The 14,565-nt window shown below is 70.8% G+C and carries 13 protein-coding genes; 2 read left to right on the forward strand and 11 right to left on the reverse strand.

Features of this window, described 5'->3' with window-relative positions; translation table 11 throughout:
• Nucleotides 1-6 precede the first annotated feature (6 nt).
• From E8D38_RS28875 to E8D38_RS09960, 4 genes are all read right to left on the reverse strand, one after another.
• Nucleotides 7-1,008, reverse strand: coding sequence for an ankyrin repeat domain-containing protein (locus E8D38_RS28875; RefSeq protein WP_246099421.1), 1,002 nt, complete (start codon nucleotides 1,006-1,008; stop codon nucleotides 7-9).
• Nucleotides 1,009-1,015: 7 nt separating this feature from the next.
• The gene (locus tag E8D38_RS09950) at nucleotides 1,016-1,645 is read right to left on the reverse strand and encodes a sigma-70 family RNA polymerase sigma factor (RefSeq protein ID WP_246099422.1); all 630 of its coding nucleotides are present in this window, start codon (nucleotides 1,643-1,645) and stop codon (nucleotides 1,016-1,018) included.
• 47 nt (nucleotides 1,646-1,692) lie between these two features.
• Nucleotides 1,693-2,559: a hypothetical protein gene (locus E8D38_RS09955; RefSeq protein ID WP_140628631.1), complete on the reverse strand. Its 867-nt coding sequence runs from the start codon at nucleotides 2,557-2,559 to the stop codon at nucleotides 1,693-1,695.
• An 83-nt stretch (nucleotides 2,560-2,642) separates the two neighbouring features.
• Complete coding sequence (locus E8D38_RS09960) at nucleotides 2,643-3,146, reverse strand: hypothetical protein (RefSeq protein WP_140628634.1); 504 nt, start codon at nucleotides 3,144-3,146, stop codon at nucleotides 2,643-2,645.
• A gap of 220 nt (nucleotides 3,147-3,366) precedes the next feature.
• On the opposite strand from E8D38_RS09960, the gene E8D38_RS09965 reads away from it, so the two are divergent.
• On the forward strand, nucleotides 3,367-5,388 hold the full coding sequence (locus tag E8D38_RS09965; protein ID WP_140628636.1) for a hypothetical protein: 2,022 nt from the start codon (nucleotides 3,367-3,369) through the stop codon (nucleotides 5,386-5,388).
• Here E8D38_RS09965 and E8D38_RS09970 read toward each other — a convergent pair.
• The 4 genes from E8D38_RS09970 to E8D38_RS09985 are packed head-to-tail and all read right to left on the reverse strand — an operon-like array spanning nucleotide 5,371 to nucleotide 10,121.
• Nucleotides 5,371-6,456: an endonuclease/exonuclease/phosphatase family protein gene (locus E8D38_RS09970; RefSeq protein ID WP_140628640.1), complete on the reverse strand. Its 1,086-nt coding sequence runs from the start codon at nucleotides 6,454-6,456 to the stop codon at nucleotides 5,371-5,373. The genes E8D38_RS09965 and E8D38_RS09970 overlap by 18 nt on opposite strands.
• Nucleotides 6,453-7,133, reverse strand: a complete 681-nt coding sequence (locus E8D38_RS09975; RefSeq protein ID WP_246099423.1) for an NAD(P)H-binding protein — start codon at nucleotides 7,131-7,133, stop codon at nucleotides 6,453-6,455. The genes E8D38_RS09970 and E8D38_RS09975 overlap by 4 nt, the downstream gene beginning before the upstream one ends.
• Nucleotides 7,130-9,076, reverse strand: a complete 1,947-nt coding sequence (locus tag E8D38_RS09980) for a sensor histidine kinase (protein ID WP_140628643.1) — start codon at nucleotides 9,074-9,076, stop codon at nucleotides 7,130-7,132. The genes E8D38_RS09975 and E8D38_RS09980 overlap by 4 nt, the downstream gene beginning before the upstream one ends.
• A 13-nt stretch (nucleotides 9,077-9,089) precedes the next feature.
• Nucleotides 9,090-10,121: a quinone-dependent dihydroorotate dehydrogenase gene (locus E8D38_RS09985; protein WP_140628645.1), complete on the reverse strand. Its 1,032-nt coding sequence runs from the start codon at nucleotides 10,119-10,121 to the stop codon at nucleotides 9,090-9,092.
• Between the two features lie 56 nt (nucleotides 10,122-10,177).
• Between E8D38_RS09985 and rpiA the strand changes: the two genes are divergently transcribed.
• The gene (gene rpiA / locus E8D38_RS09990) at nucleotides 10,178-10,837 is read left to right on the forward strand and encodes a ribose-5-phosphate isomerase RpiA (RefSeq protein ID WP_140628648.1); all 660 of its coding nucleotides are present in this window, start codon (nucleotides 10,178-10,180) and stop codon (nucleotides 10,835-10,837) included.
• Nucleotides 10,838-10,918: 81 nt separating this feature from the next.
• Here rpiA and E8D38_RS09995 read toward each other — a convergent pair whose 3' ends face one another.
• From E8D38_RS09995 to folD, 3 genes are read right to left on the reverse strand one after another with little or no spacing between them, the layout of a single operon-like run.
• Nucleotides 10,919-11,539 (reverse strand): glutaredoxin family protein, encoded by a 621-nt coding sequence (locus E8D38_RS09995; RefSeq protein WP_140628652.1) that lies wholly within the window; start codon nucleotides 11,537-11,539, stop codon nucleotides 10,919-10,921.
• 34 nt (nucleotides 11,540-11,573) lie between these two features.
• A complete protein-coding gene (locus tag E8D38_RS10000) occupies nucleotides 11,574-13,595 on the reverse strand; it encodes a M3 family metallopeptidase (protein ID WP_140628655.1) in 2,022 nt (673 codons plus the stop codon).
• Between the two features lie 57 nt (nucleotides 13,596-13,652).
• Entirely contained in the window at nucleotides 13,653-14,504 is an 852-nt protein-coding gene (gene folD, locus E8D38_RS10005; protein ID WP_140628658.1) for a bifunctional methylenetetrahydrofolate dehydrogenase/methenyltetrahydrofolate cyclohydrolase FolD, read from the reverse strand.
• Nucleotides 14,505-14,565: the final 61 nt, after the last annotated feature.

Genomic DNA, 14,565 nt, shown 5'->3' on the forward strand with positions numbered 1-14,565 from the left:
GGCCTTTCAGCGACCGCCGGCTTCTTCGATGGCTTGCGCCATGGCCGTGTAGCCGCGCTGCCGGGCGTGCTGCAGCGGCGTCACGCCGGCCCGGTCGGCCAGGTTGGGGTCGGCTCCGTGGGCCAGCAGCAGCTTCACGATCTCTGTGTACTGCGGGCCGCCGTCGCTTCGTTGCACCGCCTCCAGCAGCGCCGTGCGGCCATCGCGGTTGCGGCCGTTCACGTCGGCGCCCGCGGCCAGGGCCTGTCTCACCGCATCGGGCTGGCCGGTTTCGGCAGCGCGGTGCAGCGCGGGGCTGATGCTGCCTTCGGCCGCCGCGGCACTGCGGCGGACCGGGGCGGGCGCCTGCAAGGCCTTGGCAGCCGGCGCTTCGGAGGCGAGGCCGGCGCGGCGCTCGTCGACCTCGGCCTCGGCCTCGGCCTCGGCCTCGGCCTCGCGGGGCGGCGCGCCAGGCGGTGCCATGGCGGCCGGCGCTGCGGCCTGCGTCGCGGGCGCTGGTGTACCTGCGGCGTCGGCTGTGGGCGGCGCCGGCGTCGGGGTCGGGGCCGGGCGTTCTGACCGCCTTGCCGATTCGCGCCGGCGCAGTTCGTGGCGGGTTTCGGCAGCCTTCTGCTGCGCCGTCACGGCTTCGGCAGCGGCCTGTTCCGCCGGCGCGGCCACAGGTGCCGGGGTTGTTGCCGCCACCGGTGCGTCTCGCACGAACGCCTCCGGCGGGCTTTCCATCTGCACGCGCAGTGCCACCAGCGTGGCCAGCGACACGGTGCACACGGAGGCGGCGATGGCGGCCCAGCGCCAGCGTGGCGAGTTGGCGGCTGCGGCCTTGCGTTGCGGCACCGGCGCAACGGCCGGCGCATCGCCCTGCGCAGGCCTGAGCGCGGCCGCCAGCACACGGTCGCGCACCGCATCGGCCGGCTCGGGCGAGGCCGTCCCGAGCAGGCGATCGGCGTCCGCATAGGCCTGCAGCAGCGGGTCGTCGGTCGCGTCGGTGGGCGGGCGGGGGGTGTTCATGGTGTCGTCAGTTCCACTCGGCCAGCGCTTCACGCAGCTTGGCACGCGCATACCGCAGCCGGCTCTTGGCGGTTTCGGCGCCCACGCTGGTGGCCGCGGCGATCTCCTCGATGCTCAGGCCGGCCTCGGCCTGCAGCAGGAAGGCCTCGCGCTGCACCAGCGGAAGCGCTTCGAGCGCATTGAAAAAAGCCAGCGCCTGTTCACGATGCTCGAGCCGTCGCAGCGGCTCGTGCCGCTCGTCGGCGGCCAGGCAATCGGCCAGCGCCGGCGCGTCGCCGTCCGCATCGCCGTCGGTCTGTGCATCCAGTGACAGCTCATGGCCGCGCCCGTGCCGGCGCAGGTGGTCGATGACCCGGCTGCGGGCCAGCGTGAACAGCCAGGTCGAGAAGCGCGCCGTCGGCAGGTAGCGCGGCGCCTGGCGCGCCACCGTGATCCAGGTCTCCTGCAGCACGTCGTCGGCCGCGCCGGCATGGCGGGCCCCCAGGCTGCGTACGATGAACCGGTACACCCGCTTCGCATGCCGGTCGTACAGGCGCGTGAAGGCCGCCGCATCGCCGGCCGCAAAGGCCAGCATCAGCGACTCGTCCTCGGCCACCGTGTCGTCGGGCGCGGCCAGTGGGGCGACGGTCTCCTCCATCGGCCGCGATGCTACGCGCTGCCGGGCCGGGCCGGCCGACGGCGCGCTCACCAGCCGTGGGACCAGCGCCGGGGCGGATCGGGCACATAGCCGGCCGACGGCGCTTCCGGGAACGGTCGCGGGTGGCCGTGCGGCTCGGGGTGGCGGCGCGGCACCAGGCCGGCCGCGACGAGGTTCTCGAAGCTGTCGTAGCGCAGGGCGACCACCTCATCCGGCGTGCTGGCCGCGCGCTCGAAGCGGGTATGCCTGACCCAGGAGGTTTCGCGTTCGCCATGGCCGGTGCCCAGGCGCTCGCCGGGCGCCGGCGCAGTGGCCGCGGCGGACTCGCGTGAGAGGTCGGCCGCGCCTGCGCTCTTTTCGGCGCCGCGCCCCTCGGCCAGCGGGCGCGGTGCCGACTGCGACAGCTCCGGCTCGGGGCGCCAGGGCGGGCGCCGTTCGCGGAAGGCGGCCGCGCCCACCACGCCCACGTCGAACGGCCGGCCGGTGCGCGCGGCATAGGAATCGCGCAGCTCGGTGAACTCGAAGGCCGCCACCTCGCTGCGGCTCTTGCGCCAGCCGGTGATCTCGTAGCTCTGGTAGGGGTCGAGCACGTAGCCGCTCTGGTTCCAGTGGGCCGTCTCGCCGGTCACCGCGTTGACGCCGTCGACCGACAGCACCACCAGCAGTCGTTCACCGGTGAGGTTGCGCAAGGCGATGGCATAGCGCGATCCGGGCCGGCCGGGCGTGTAGCCCTGGCCGTGGTGCCGGTACACCGGCAAGGGCTGGCCGCTGTCGCGGTCGATCAAGCGCACGTCGACCGAGCGGCCGGTCGCGAAGGCGGCTTGGGGCAGGCCGGCGAGGCAGGCGGCGGCCGCCAGCGCCGCGGCGAGGCTGCGGCCTGGGCGGCCTCGGACAAGCGTGAGGACTGGGCCCATGGAACGGCTCCGTGAAGGACATGAACCTTCAACGCAGCCGCCCCACCGGCGGGGTTAACCGGGCGCGGGGCGGCGGCCCCGGCCTACAGGTCGCCGCGTGCGCTCGAGTGGGCGTGCTCGCGCGGCGGCCAGCTCGACGGGCCGAAGGGGCGCTCGTTCTCGATGCGCTGCCAGCGGCGCTGGTCCCAGGTCTGCGGGCCCTCGATGCGCCAGCGTTCGATGAGCGGGGCGAGTTCGGCCTGCGGCAGGCGTACGAACTGCGGCGTGCGGTGCAGGAAGCCACGCCGGCAGCTGGGCGGCAGCGGCGCGTGGCGGTGCTCGGCCCAGTAGATGCAGTCCTTGGCCGCCCAGAACGCCTGACGCTCGAAGTTCACCAGCCCGGCGAAGCCCGTGTCGGCGGGCAGCACCACATGCTCGGTGTCGAACTCGACCACCGCGAAGGCCAGGTCGCCGGCCGAAAAGCCGGGGCCGTCCTGCACGAAGATGACGCGCCGGATGTCGCTGGCGCGCAGGCGGTCGACCTCGGTGTCGTCGCGATAGACCACGATGTCCTGGCCATGCCAGGCGGTGTGCCAATGGTGTTTCATGGTGACTGCCCTCTGGAACATTCATTGCCCCTCGCGGAGCGGGTGCCGACGATGCCCCGCCCGGAGCTCTCCTGCAGCGTTGGAGGGTAGGCGGCGACTGCTTGTTTCACTGTTGCGTAACGCGACCAAATGCAAGGCCCGGCTCCCTATGTTTCCGGTTGGCAACAGGCGTGCCGGGCGCTACAACTCGGGGCCACCCCACCCGCCGAAGGGAGCCAGCTTGCCGACGCCTTCGCCGCCCGCGGCACCGCCCGCCGATCGCGCGCACCGCCTGCCGCTGGTGGGGGAGGCGACGCACGCGAGCGAAGGGCGCATCACCGCCCCCGGCGCACTCTACGAAACGGCCGCGCCGCGGCAGCGGGCGCCGATCGTGGTGCTGCACGGGGTGGGCGACTTCTCGCCGGGCGACGTGATCGGCTCGGTGGCCGGCCAGTCGGCCTTTTCCCGGCGCGAAGACCTGCAGCGCGACACCGTGTTCGCCCAGTCCTGGCGCTACACCTTGCTGCGGGCCGGCCGCGACGGCGAGGGCAGCGGCGCGCCGGTGCGGCTGGTGGAGGTGAACTGGTCGGAAGTGCGCCGTGCCATGCCCGACGCGCTGGGCCTGGCCCGCCACTTCGTGACCGTGCTGCTGGCGCTCACCCGCATCGGCGTGTATGGCGCGTGGCGCTCGCGCACGCTCGCCAACCGGCTGTGGAGCGGCACGCCGACGCTGTTCTTCATCGAGACGGTGCTGGTGTGGGCATCGCTCGCCCCCATGCTGTCGGCGCTGCTGTGGCAGCTCGATCCCGGGCAACGCATGGCCAGCGGCGTGATGGTGGCGGTGGGGGCGTTGTACGTGGCCACGCTGGTCAGGCAGCTCACCTGGACGTTGGCGGCCGGCGGCATGTGGTTCGCCGCCTTTGCGGCATGGGCCGGCTGGTGGACCTGTTTCGGCAACGACGGCCATCGTGGCTTTGCCGAGGTGTCGGGCGCGCTGCACAGCTGGGCCACGCTCGCCGCAGCCGGCGCGGTGGTCGTCACCTCGCTCGAGATCGCGCTGCGCGACCGCGGCCGCGGCCTGCACCGGCTGTCGCGCATCGCCTGCCTGTGGCTGCCGGTGGTGCTGATGGTGGTGGTGCAGCCGCTCACCGTGTCGGTGACGCTGCTGCCGATGAACGACAGCACCCGCAGCAACTGGGGTCGCGCCTTCGCGCTGGCCATGCCGTTCTCGCCGGTGGACGGCCAGCAGGCCGCCAGCCTGATGGCGCTGGCGCTGGCCGCCGCGCTGCTGCTGGGGGCGTGGCAGTTCAAGGCGGTGCAGGGCTTCGGCCGCAACGTGGCAGTGATCGTCGGCTGGAGCGTCGGGCTCGGGCTGCTGCTGGTGGCTCGGGTGATGGAGAGGGGGCTCTTCGAAGGCTGCAGGCTGTGCCAGCAGTGCCTGCGCACCGACTGGGTGGCGCTGGTGGGGCTGCTGCTGGTCGTTGGCGCCAGCGTCACCTGGGTGCTGTTCTCCCGCACCGAGGTGTCGAAGGACCGGCGCGGCCAGCCCTGGTATCCGGCGGGCGCGTTCGCCCGCTTCTGGGCCAGCGTGCTGCTGGCGCTCATGCCGGTGGTGCTGCTGGCGAGCCTGGGTTTCGTGCTGTGGCGCATGCGCGGCTACCACCCGCAGCAGCTCGGGTTCGCCATGGCGCCGGACGCGGCGGCGGTGTTCCTCGAATCGACCAAGTACGCGCTGCTGCTCGTGCCGCTGGCCACGCGGCCGTTCGCGGCCTTCCTCGACGCGCTGGGCGACGTGTTCTTTTTCGTCGTGCGCCGCCGCGGCCTGCACACGCGCCGCGACACGCTGACGCGCTTCTGGCAGGCGCTGCGCCTGCTCGACGAGCCATGCAACGGCCGCCACGTGATCGTGTTCGCCCACAGCCAGGGCACGGTGATCGCCGCGACCATGCTCTCGCGCATGGCCCGCGTGCTGCTGCATTCGCCGATGCGGCTGACGCTGGTGACGGTGGGCTCGCCCCTGTCGACGCTGTACCGCAACTTCCTCGACGTGGTGCTGGGCCAGGGCTTCGCCCGCCTGTGCAAGCAGCAGCCGGAGCGGTTCCGCTGGATCAACCTGTGCCGGCCGGCCGACTACATCGGCGGGGCGGTCGAGCTCGAGGGCGTGCACAACCGCGAGCTGCTCACGCGCGGTGACCACATCGGCTACTGGGCCGACGCCGACCTGCTGGCCTGGCTGAAGGGGCTGTCAGAGGGGCGGGTCTGACGGCGCGGTCCGGGCCGCCTGCGACCAGCGCTGCGGATAGAGCTTGAGCACCGCGCGCACGAAACCGTGGTCCGAGCGGGTGCGGTCGCGGCCTTCGTGCAGGTGGTCGTTGAAGTGCTCCACCCGCAGCACCTCTCCCAGGCTGAAGCGGCTGGCTGCGAGCAGCTCCTCCGAAACCCAGATCTGGTCGAGGATGTCGGGCGTGCCCTGGTGGATGTGGGAGTAGCCGACGTCGCGGCGCAGCGGCTCGGTCTGCACCTCGTGCGCATGAAAGAGTGCGGTATCGCGCGCCTGCCGGTCGTAGGCCACCTGCTGCGTGGCCGCGATCATCTGGGTGGTCACCGAATGCGGGCCGTCGTTGAGGTCGCCCAGCAGCACCAGCGGGTCGCGGGTCTGCGCGAGCAGCTGCAGCACGTAGGACCGCAGGGCGGCGGCTTCGGCGCCACGCATCAGCAGCGAACGCAGCTGCGCGCGGGCCTGTATGCGCGGATCGTCGCGGTTCTCGATCGGTTCGCCCGCCGCGTCGAGCAGGAACTTCGGTCGCTTGGACTTCAGGTGCAGCACCAGCACGTGGAGCAAGGGCCCGCCCGCCGGCAGCCGCACCCGGGCATGCAGCACCGGGCGTTCGAAACGCGCGTACTCGCCGAGCTCGGGCACCGCCACCGCGCAGCCCGGCGGGAAGTCCGTGATGAGCGCGGAGGATTCGAGCGACCAGCGGGTCGCCAGCCCCACACGCGGCGTGCCGACCGCCCCGACCGGCTGCCCGCCGACCGTGTTGGCGCCGGTCTCGGTGCCGGGGGCAATGACGTGCGCATAGCGCAGCTGCGAGTGGTGCACCGCGCTGCGCAGCGCGGCTTCGTCCCAGACTTCCTGGAAGGCCAGCAGGTCGGCGTTGAGCCTTCGGATCTGCTGACCCAGCCAGGCGAACTTGCGCTGCGCGTCGGCCTCCGTGTAGGGCTCCTGGTTTTCGTAGAACACGCGGCCGGGCAGGGCCAGGTTCAGCGTGTTGGCGGTGGCCAGCGTGAGGGTGAGGGGCGAGGCGACCGCCGGATGGTTGACAAGGCTCATGTGGGGATGGGGGCGTCGTGCAGTTGGCGTGACTCGATGATGCGCGTGCCCTCGCCGCCGGCTCGCAGCGAGCGCCGCATCGCTGCGGCCACCGCGGCTGCCGGCACCGGGCGGATGGAAGCCGGCAGCCAGCGCTGCAACGGGGCCAGGAGCTTCAGCGCCCAGCCCTCGCCCGGCCGGTCGGGCTGGTTCAGCGAGGCACGGTCACCGGTCAGGAACGACGGGCGCACGATGGTGAGGCTGGCAAAGCCCAGCCCGCGCAAGGCGTCTTCGGTTTCACCCTTCACCCGGTTGTAGAACAACCGCGACTTCGCATCGGCGCCCAGGGCCGTCACCACCGCGAGCCGCTGTGCGCCGGCCTGCCGGGCCATGCGGGCCAGGTGCACCACCAGGTCGTGGTCGACCTCCCGGAACGCCTGCTCGGAGCCGGCCACCTTGATGGTCGTGCCCAGCGCGATGTAGACGTCGTCCACCCGCGGCACCAGCGGCGCGGCGGCCAGCGGGCCCACCAGCACATGCAGCTTGCCGTCGTGGATGGAAGCGGCCTGGAGCGGGCGGCGCGTGAGCACGTGAACCTCGCTGTAGAGGTCGTCCTGCATGAGTTGCGAGAGCAGTTCGCGGCCGACCAGGCCGGTGGCGCCGGCGAGAAGAGCGGAGCGAGGGGGCGACGCAATCACCGGGCGGCGGCGGCCGGCAAGGGCAGCAGGAGCTCGATCACGGTTTCTCCCGGCCGAGACGTCACGCTCAGCGTGCCGCCCAGCTTCGACGCCCGCCGGCGCATGTTGGCCAGGCCGTGCCCGTGCAGCGGATCGATCGCCGAGGGAGCGAAGCCGCGGCCGTCGTCGATGACCCGCAGCACCACCGCCTGACGTACGTTGTCCACCGCGGTGCACACCCGGATGCAGCTGGCCTGCGAGTGCTTGAGGATGTTGTTGATGCACTCCTGCACGATGCGCATGGCGTGCAATGCGCCGTCATGGCCGAGCGCCGGCAGCGGCGGCGTGTCGCCCACTTCCCAGCGCAGGTCGAGCCCGGCCCAGCGCAGGCGGTCGCCGAGCCGGTAGCGCACCATGCCCAGCAACGCGGCGAGGTCGTTGCCGTGATCGTCCATCGAGTCGATGGTCAGGCGCAGTTCCTCGAGGCACATGCGCAGCACCTCGGCCGCCTGCAGCGGATCGAGCCGGCCCGACTCGAGCGAGCGCATCGACACCATGAGGTGGGTGCCGATGCCGTCGTGCATTTCGCTCATCAGGCGGGCGCGCTCCTCCATCGCATGCCGTTCCCGCTCGGCGACGGCCAGCGCCTCGAGCGAGACGCGGATCTCCTGGGTGCGTTCGGCGATGCGGCCCTCGAGGTCGCGGTTGAGTGCCTCGACCTCGCCGATGGAGTCGATGAAGCGCCGCACCAGCCGCGCGGAAAACACCGCCACCACCACGCCGTAGGCATAGGGCAGCAGCGACACCGACTCACCCACCTGCAGGTCGGGCGTCAGCGGCGAGAGGTCCCACCAGGAGGCCCAGATCATCGTCACTGTGGCGGCGGCCATGAGGCCGTCGATGGCGCTGCGGGTGCGCCAGGCGTGCTGCACCAGCAGCAGCATGTACAGCGCCGAGATGACGAACGGCGTGAACTCCCAGGGCTGCGAATACCAGGCCCACCACCAGCGCGCGTCGCTCAGGCCGTTGACGAGGGTGAGGGCTGCCGAGAGAGCGACATACGCGCCCAGCGTCAACACGTGCCAGCGCCGCAGCCGCCCGATGTAGCGCAGCACGAACAGACACATCAGCGATTCGGTGAGGTAGTCGCCGATGGCGATGCTGATGCCCCAGGCAGGCTCCGGCCAGGGCGGCTGGGTGGCGTAGTAGTTGTGGGTCTGGTGCGCCCAGCCCACGCACACCAGCGCGAACAGCAGGTACAGCACTTCGCCGCGGCGGGCCCACCAGATGGACCCGAGCACGATGGCCAGCAGCAGCGCCGTCACGACGATCATCTGCCGCAGGGTTTCCTTGAAGAACATGAAGGTCTGGTAGTCGGCCCGGATGTCCGCCACCGGTCCGAGGCGGAAGCTGCCCACGTAGGCAGACCGGTCGGGCAGCACCGACAGGCGCAGCAGCAGCTCGTTGTCGCCCTCGCGCAGCGCGTCCTGCGGGATCGGAACGAACACCGCCTCGGCCGAACCCGATCGGCTCAGTGTGTCGGGCGTGACCGACAGCACCCGGCCGTTGACCGCGTACAGCGCGCCGGGAGCCAGCACGCGGATGTGCAGCCCGTGGTCCTGCAGCGGCGCACGGGCGGTGAACACCACCCGGTACCAGCCGGCGCCGGCTTTCGCATGGGCTTCGTCTTCGGGCCAGAGGTCGGGCAGCTTGACGCCGCGCCACTGGGCCGCGTCAGCGGACCGCAGCGCGGCTGGCGTGGCGGCCGAAGAGGCGATGCGCTGCGCCTGAAGGAAGTGCTGGATGGCATCGTTGCCGGCCGGCAGCACGGCGGCCGGCTGGCTGGCGGGCGTCGCCTGCGTCCACTCGGCCAGCGCCGCCAAGCCCAGCAGCACCACCGCCGCCAGCCACCACCCCCGCGAGGACACGAGCCGGTTGCGCATCGGGGGGGCGGCGTGTTGCATCGGCCTTGTTGCCTCAGCGCAGCGCCGATGCGCATTCGCGCACCAGCGCCGGGCCCTGGTAGATGAGCCCGGTGTAGATCTGCACGAGGTCGGCCCCGGCGTCCACCTTGGCCTGTGCGTCGCCGGCGCTCAGCACGCCGCCCACGCCCACGATCGGAAAGGCCCGCCCCAGCGCCGTGCGCAGCAGGCGGATGACGCGGTTGCTCGCCTCGAAGACCGGCCGCCCGGACAGGCCTCCGGCTTCGTCGGCATGCTGCAGCCCCTTCACCGCGTCGCGGGCGACGGTGGTGTTGGTGGCGATCACGCCGTCGATGGCGTTCTTCTTGAGCGTCTGCGCGATCACCTCGACCTGGGCTTCGTCGAGGTCGGGCGCGATCTTCACGAACATCGGCACGCTGCGGCGGTGCTCGGCGATCAGCTGCTGGCGTCTTTCCTGCAGGGTGCCGAGCAGCGCGTCGAGCGCTTCGTCGCTCTGCAGCGCGCGCAGGTTCCTGGTGTTGGGCGACGAGATGTTGACGGTCACGTAGTCGGCGAACGGGTAGACGCCGGCCAGGCCGATGAGGTAGTCGTCGGCCGCGCGCTCGATGGGCGTGGCCGCGTTCTTGCCGATGTTGAGCCCGAGCACGCCGCCCGACTTGCGAAAGCCGGCGCGCCGCACGTTGGCCAGGAAGGCCTCGAGCCCGTCGTTGTTGAAGCCCAGCCGGTTGATCAGCGCCTGCGCCTCGGGCAGGCGGAACATGCGCGGCTTCGGGTTGCCGGGCTGTGCCTTGGGCGTGACCGTGCCCACTTCGATGAAGCCGAAGCCCATGGCGCCCAGTGCGTCGATGCAGCGGCCGTTCTTGTCGAGACCGGCCGCCAGGCCCACCCGGTTGGGGAAGCGCAGGCCTGCCACCGTGACGGGCGACTCCACGCGCGCCTGCGACCACAGGCATTGCAGCGGGGTGTTCTGCAGCCGGGCCATCGTGCCCAGCGTGACCTCGTGCGCATGCTCGGGATCCAGGCCGAAAAGGAAAGGGCGGGTGAGCGCGTAGGGAACGAGGGGCATGCGAGGCGGGTCTTGGATAATCCGCGGATTGTCGCAAACACTTCTACGAACGCAGCATGACCCAAGACGAATTGAAGGCCCTGGTCGGGCGCGCCGCGGTGGACTACGTGGTGCCGGGCAGCGTGGTGGGCGTGGGCACCGGCTCCACGGTCAACTGCTTCATCGATGCGTTGAGCCAGATCAAGGACCGCATCCGGGGTGCCGTGTCGAGCTCGGTGAAGAGCACCGAGCGCCTGCAGGCGCTTGGGATCCGGGTCTTCGATGCCAACGAGGTCGAGTCGCTGCCGGTCTACATCGACGGCGCCGACGAGATCGACCACGGCGGCAACATGATCAAGGGCGGGGGCGCGGCGCTCACGCGCGAGAAGATCGTGGCTGACATGGCCGAGCGCTTCATCTGCATTGCCGACGAGTCCAAGCTGGTCGACGTGCTGGGGCGCTTTCCGCTGCCGGTGGAGGTGATCCCGATGGCGCGCGAGCTGGTGGCGCGCCGGCTGCGGGCGCTGGGCGGCGAGCCGAAGCTGCGCGCGGGCGTCACCACCGACAACGGCAACCTGATCCTCGACGTGTCGGGCCTGCACATCAGCAACCCGGCGGCCATGGAGGCAGAGATCACGCAGTGGCCCGGCGTCGTGACGGTGGGCATCTTTGCGCGCAACCGTGCACGCGTGTGCCTGCTGGGCACGGCGCAGGGTGTGAGGACGCTGGAGTTCTGAGGCGCGCCGTCGCTCGCAACTGGCGCAATGAAAAAGGCCACCCTGCGGTGGCCTTTTTCCTTTGGGTTCGAGCGGCGCCGGTCAGAACTTGATGCCGGGCGCGGTGGCAGCCGGCGTGGGTTGCGCAGCCGGAGCGGGGGCTGGAGCCGCCGCCTGGGCAGGGGCGGCCGGCGCGGCTGCGGGAGCTGCCTCGCGCGCGACCATCGGTTGTGCGGCCGGGAAACGATAGCTGCCCGGCAGGCGTGACTGCCTGGGATACCCAGCCGCGTCGAGGTAGGTTCCCCATTCGGCATCGGAATAGCCCTTCACCTGCTGGCCGCCGATGCGCAGCACCGGGAACTCCGAAGTGCCTTCGACCCGCTGCATGGCGTCGAAGTCGGCCTGGGTGGACACGGTGCGCTCGACGTACGGGATACCGCGCTGGCGCAGGAAATTGCGGCCGCTGTCGCAGGGGCTGCATTTCTCGGAGGAGTACAGCGTCACCGGGTAGCGGCTCGCGATCTGGCGCAGCTCGAAGGGCAGGGCGTCATCGGCCACCGGCACGCCCGAGGACGACAGTGGCTGCACCTTGCCGGTGGTGCCCTGGGTGGCGGGCGGCCGGTCGGTGTAGGTGACCTTGCCGTCGGGCCCCACCACCTTGTAGAGCGCAAAGCTCGGCAGTGCGGTCAGCAGCGCGGCGACGGGCACAACGAAACGCATCATGAATGGATCTCCTACAGCGGTCGCCGATGCTAGCTCAGGCCATGCCCTGGTGGCGCAACAAGGCGTCAATGCGTGGCTCTCTGCCACGGAAGGCCTTGAAACTTTCGATCGCCGGACGGCTGCCGCCGGCCTCGAGGATGGCTTCGCGGTAGCGCCGGCCGGTGGCGGGGTCGAACACGCCGGCTTCCTCGAAGGCGCTGTAGGCGTCGGCCGAGAGCACTTCAGCCCACTTGTAGCTGTAGTAGCCCGCGGCATAGCCGCCGGCAAAGATGTGCGAGAAGGCATGCGCGAAGCGGTTGAATGCCGGCGGCCGGACCACGGCCACTTCTTCCCGCACCTGCTGCAGCACCGGCATCACCTCGCTGCCCGGCTCGGCATGCAGCCGCATGTCGAACAGCGAGAACTCCACCTGGCGCAGCATCTGCAGCCCGCTCTGGAAGTTCTTGGCCGCCAGCATCTTGTCGAACAGCTCGCGCGGCAGCGGCGCGCCGGTGTCCACGTGGGCGGTCATGTGCTTCACCACGTCCCATTCCCAGCAGAAGTTCTCCATGAACTGGCTGGGCAGTTCCACCGCGTCCCACTCGACCCCGGAGATGCCGGCCACGCCGATGTCTTCGACCCGGGTGAGCATGTGGTGCAGCCCGTGGCCGAACTCATGGAACAGGGTGGTGACTTCGTCATGCGTGAGCAGCGCCGGCTTGCCGTTGACCGGCGCGGCGAAGTTGCACACGAGGTGCGCCACCGGTGTCTGCAGGCGGCCCTCCGGGCGCTTCCAGCGGCCACGCACGTCGTCCATCCAGGCGCCGGGGCGCTTGCCGTTGCGGGCATAGGGGTCGAGGTAGAACTGGCCGATCAGCTCACCGCCTCTTTCGATGCGGAAGAACCTCACCGCCGGGTGCCAGGTCGGGGCGCCGTCGGGGCGGATCGCCACGTCGAACAGCGTCTCGATGATCTTGAACAGGCCCGTCAGTACCTTGTCTTCGGTGAAGTACATCTTCACCTCCTGGTCGCTGAAGGCATAGCGCGCCTCCTTCAGCCGCTCGGAGGCGAAGGCCATGTCCCAGGCCTTCAGCTCGGCGATGCCCAGCTCCCCGGCGGCGAATTCGCGCAGCTCGGCCAGGTCCTTCTCGGCGTGCGGCCGGCCGCGCCGGGCCAGGTCGCGCAGGAACTCGCCCACCTGCTGCGGCGTGTCGGCCATCTTGGGCACCAGCGACAGCTCGGCGAAGTTGCGGTAGCCCAGCAGTTGCGCCTCTTCCTGGCGCAAGGCCAGGATCTCACGCATCACGGCGGAGTTGTCGCGCGCCGGCTCGCCGAGTTCGGAGGCCCGGGTGATGTAGGCGGTGTAGAGCCTTTCACGCAGCGCACGCTGGGTGGCGTACTGCATCACCGGCAGGTAGCTCGGCATGTGCAGCGTGAGCTTGTGGCCTTCCTTGCCTTCGGCCTGGGCGGCCGCCCGCGAGGCCTGCTTCACGTCGTCGGGCACGCCGTCGAGCTCGGCCTCGCTGGCGTAGTAGGCGAAGGCGTCGGTGGCATCGAGCACGTGTTCGGAGTAGGTCTGCGACAGCTCGGCCAGGCGCGCCTGGATGGCGGCAAACCGCTCCTTGTCCGCGCCCTGCAGCTCGGCACCGGAAAGCACGAAATCGCGCATGGCGTTGGAGAGAGCCTTGCGGCGCGCGGGCGACAGGATCGCGGCCGCGGGGCTCTGATGGAGCGCCTTGTACTTGGCATACAGCCGCTCGTCGGCGCCCAGTCGGGTGTAGAACTCGGTGACCTTGGGGAGGTTCTCGTTGTAGGCCGCGCGCAGCTCCGGCGTGTCGGCCACCGCATTCAGGTGGCTCACCGCGCCCCAGGCACGGCCGAGCTTTTCGGTGGCCACGTCGAGGACGGCGGACAGCGCGTCGTAGTCGGCCGGCACGTCGGGGCCGACGGCGCGCTCGAGCGCGGCCGAGGCATCGGCCAGCAGCGTGTCCACCGCGGGCGACACATGCTCGGGGCGGATCACGTCGAACAGCGGCAGGCCGGTGGTTTCGAGCAGCGGATTGGGAACAGCGGACATCGTTTGCCTCCTGGATGTTGTAGTGGGGGCGACCCGGCAGAGGTCAAGCCATCCTACTCAGCCTGCCGCGCGCTCCGCGGATTCGATCGTGTTGACCAGCAGCATGGTGATGGTCATGGGGCCGACACCACCGGGAACGGGAGTGATCCAGCCCGCCACTTCCTTCACGCCGTCGAAATCGACGTCGCCGCACAGCTTGCCCTCGTCGTTGCGGTTCATGCCGACGTCGATGACCACGGCGCCGGGTTTGACCATGTCGGCCGTCAGCACGTTCCGCTTGCCCACGGCCGCGACCACGATGTCGGCCTGACGGGTGTGGAAGGCGAGGTCGGGCGTGGCGCTGTGGCACACGGTCACGGTGGCGCTGGCCTGCAGCAGCAGCATGGCCATGGGTTTGCCGACGATGTTGGAGCGGCCGATCACCACGGCATGCTTGCCCTTGGGGTTGCAACCGATGGACTCCAGCATCTTCATGCAGCCGTAGGGCGTGCAGGGCCTGAAGCCGGGCTGGCCGACCATCAGCGCGCCGGCCGAGCCGACGTGGAAGCCGTCGACGTCCTTGGCGGGCGAGATGGCCTCGATGACCTTGTGTGCATCGATGTGCGGGGGCAGCGGCAGCTGCACCAGGATGCCGTGGATGGCCGGGTCGTCGTTGAGCGCGCCGATGCGCGCCAGCAGCTCGGCCTCGGACAGGCCGGCGTCGTACTTCTCGAGCACCGAATGGAGCCCGTTTTCCTCGCAGGCCTTGACCTTGTTGCGCACGTACACCTGGCTGGCCGGGTTGTCGCCCACCAGCACCACGGCCAGCCCGGGCCTTACACCGCGCGCGGTGAGCCGGGCGGCGCGCCCGGCCACTTCGGCGCGGATCTTCTTGGACAGGGCAACGCCGTCGATCAGTTGTGCGGTCATGGTCTTTGTTCCCAAAAAGCAAAAGGCCGCTTGGTAAGCGGCCTCGTGAGCGGTGTGCTTG

Origin of the sequence: Methylibium rhizosphaerae (genome assembly GCF_006386545.1) — a bacterium.
Lineage (GTDB): Bacteria > Pseudomonadota > Gammaproteobacteria > Burkholderiales > Burkholderiaceae_C > Pseudorivibacter > Pseudorivibacter rhizosphaerae.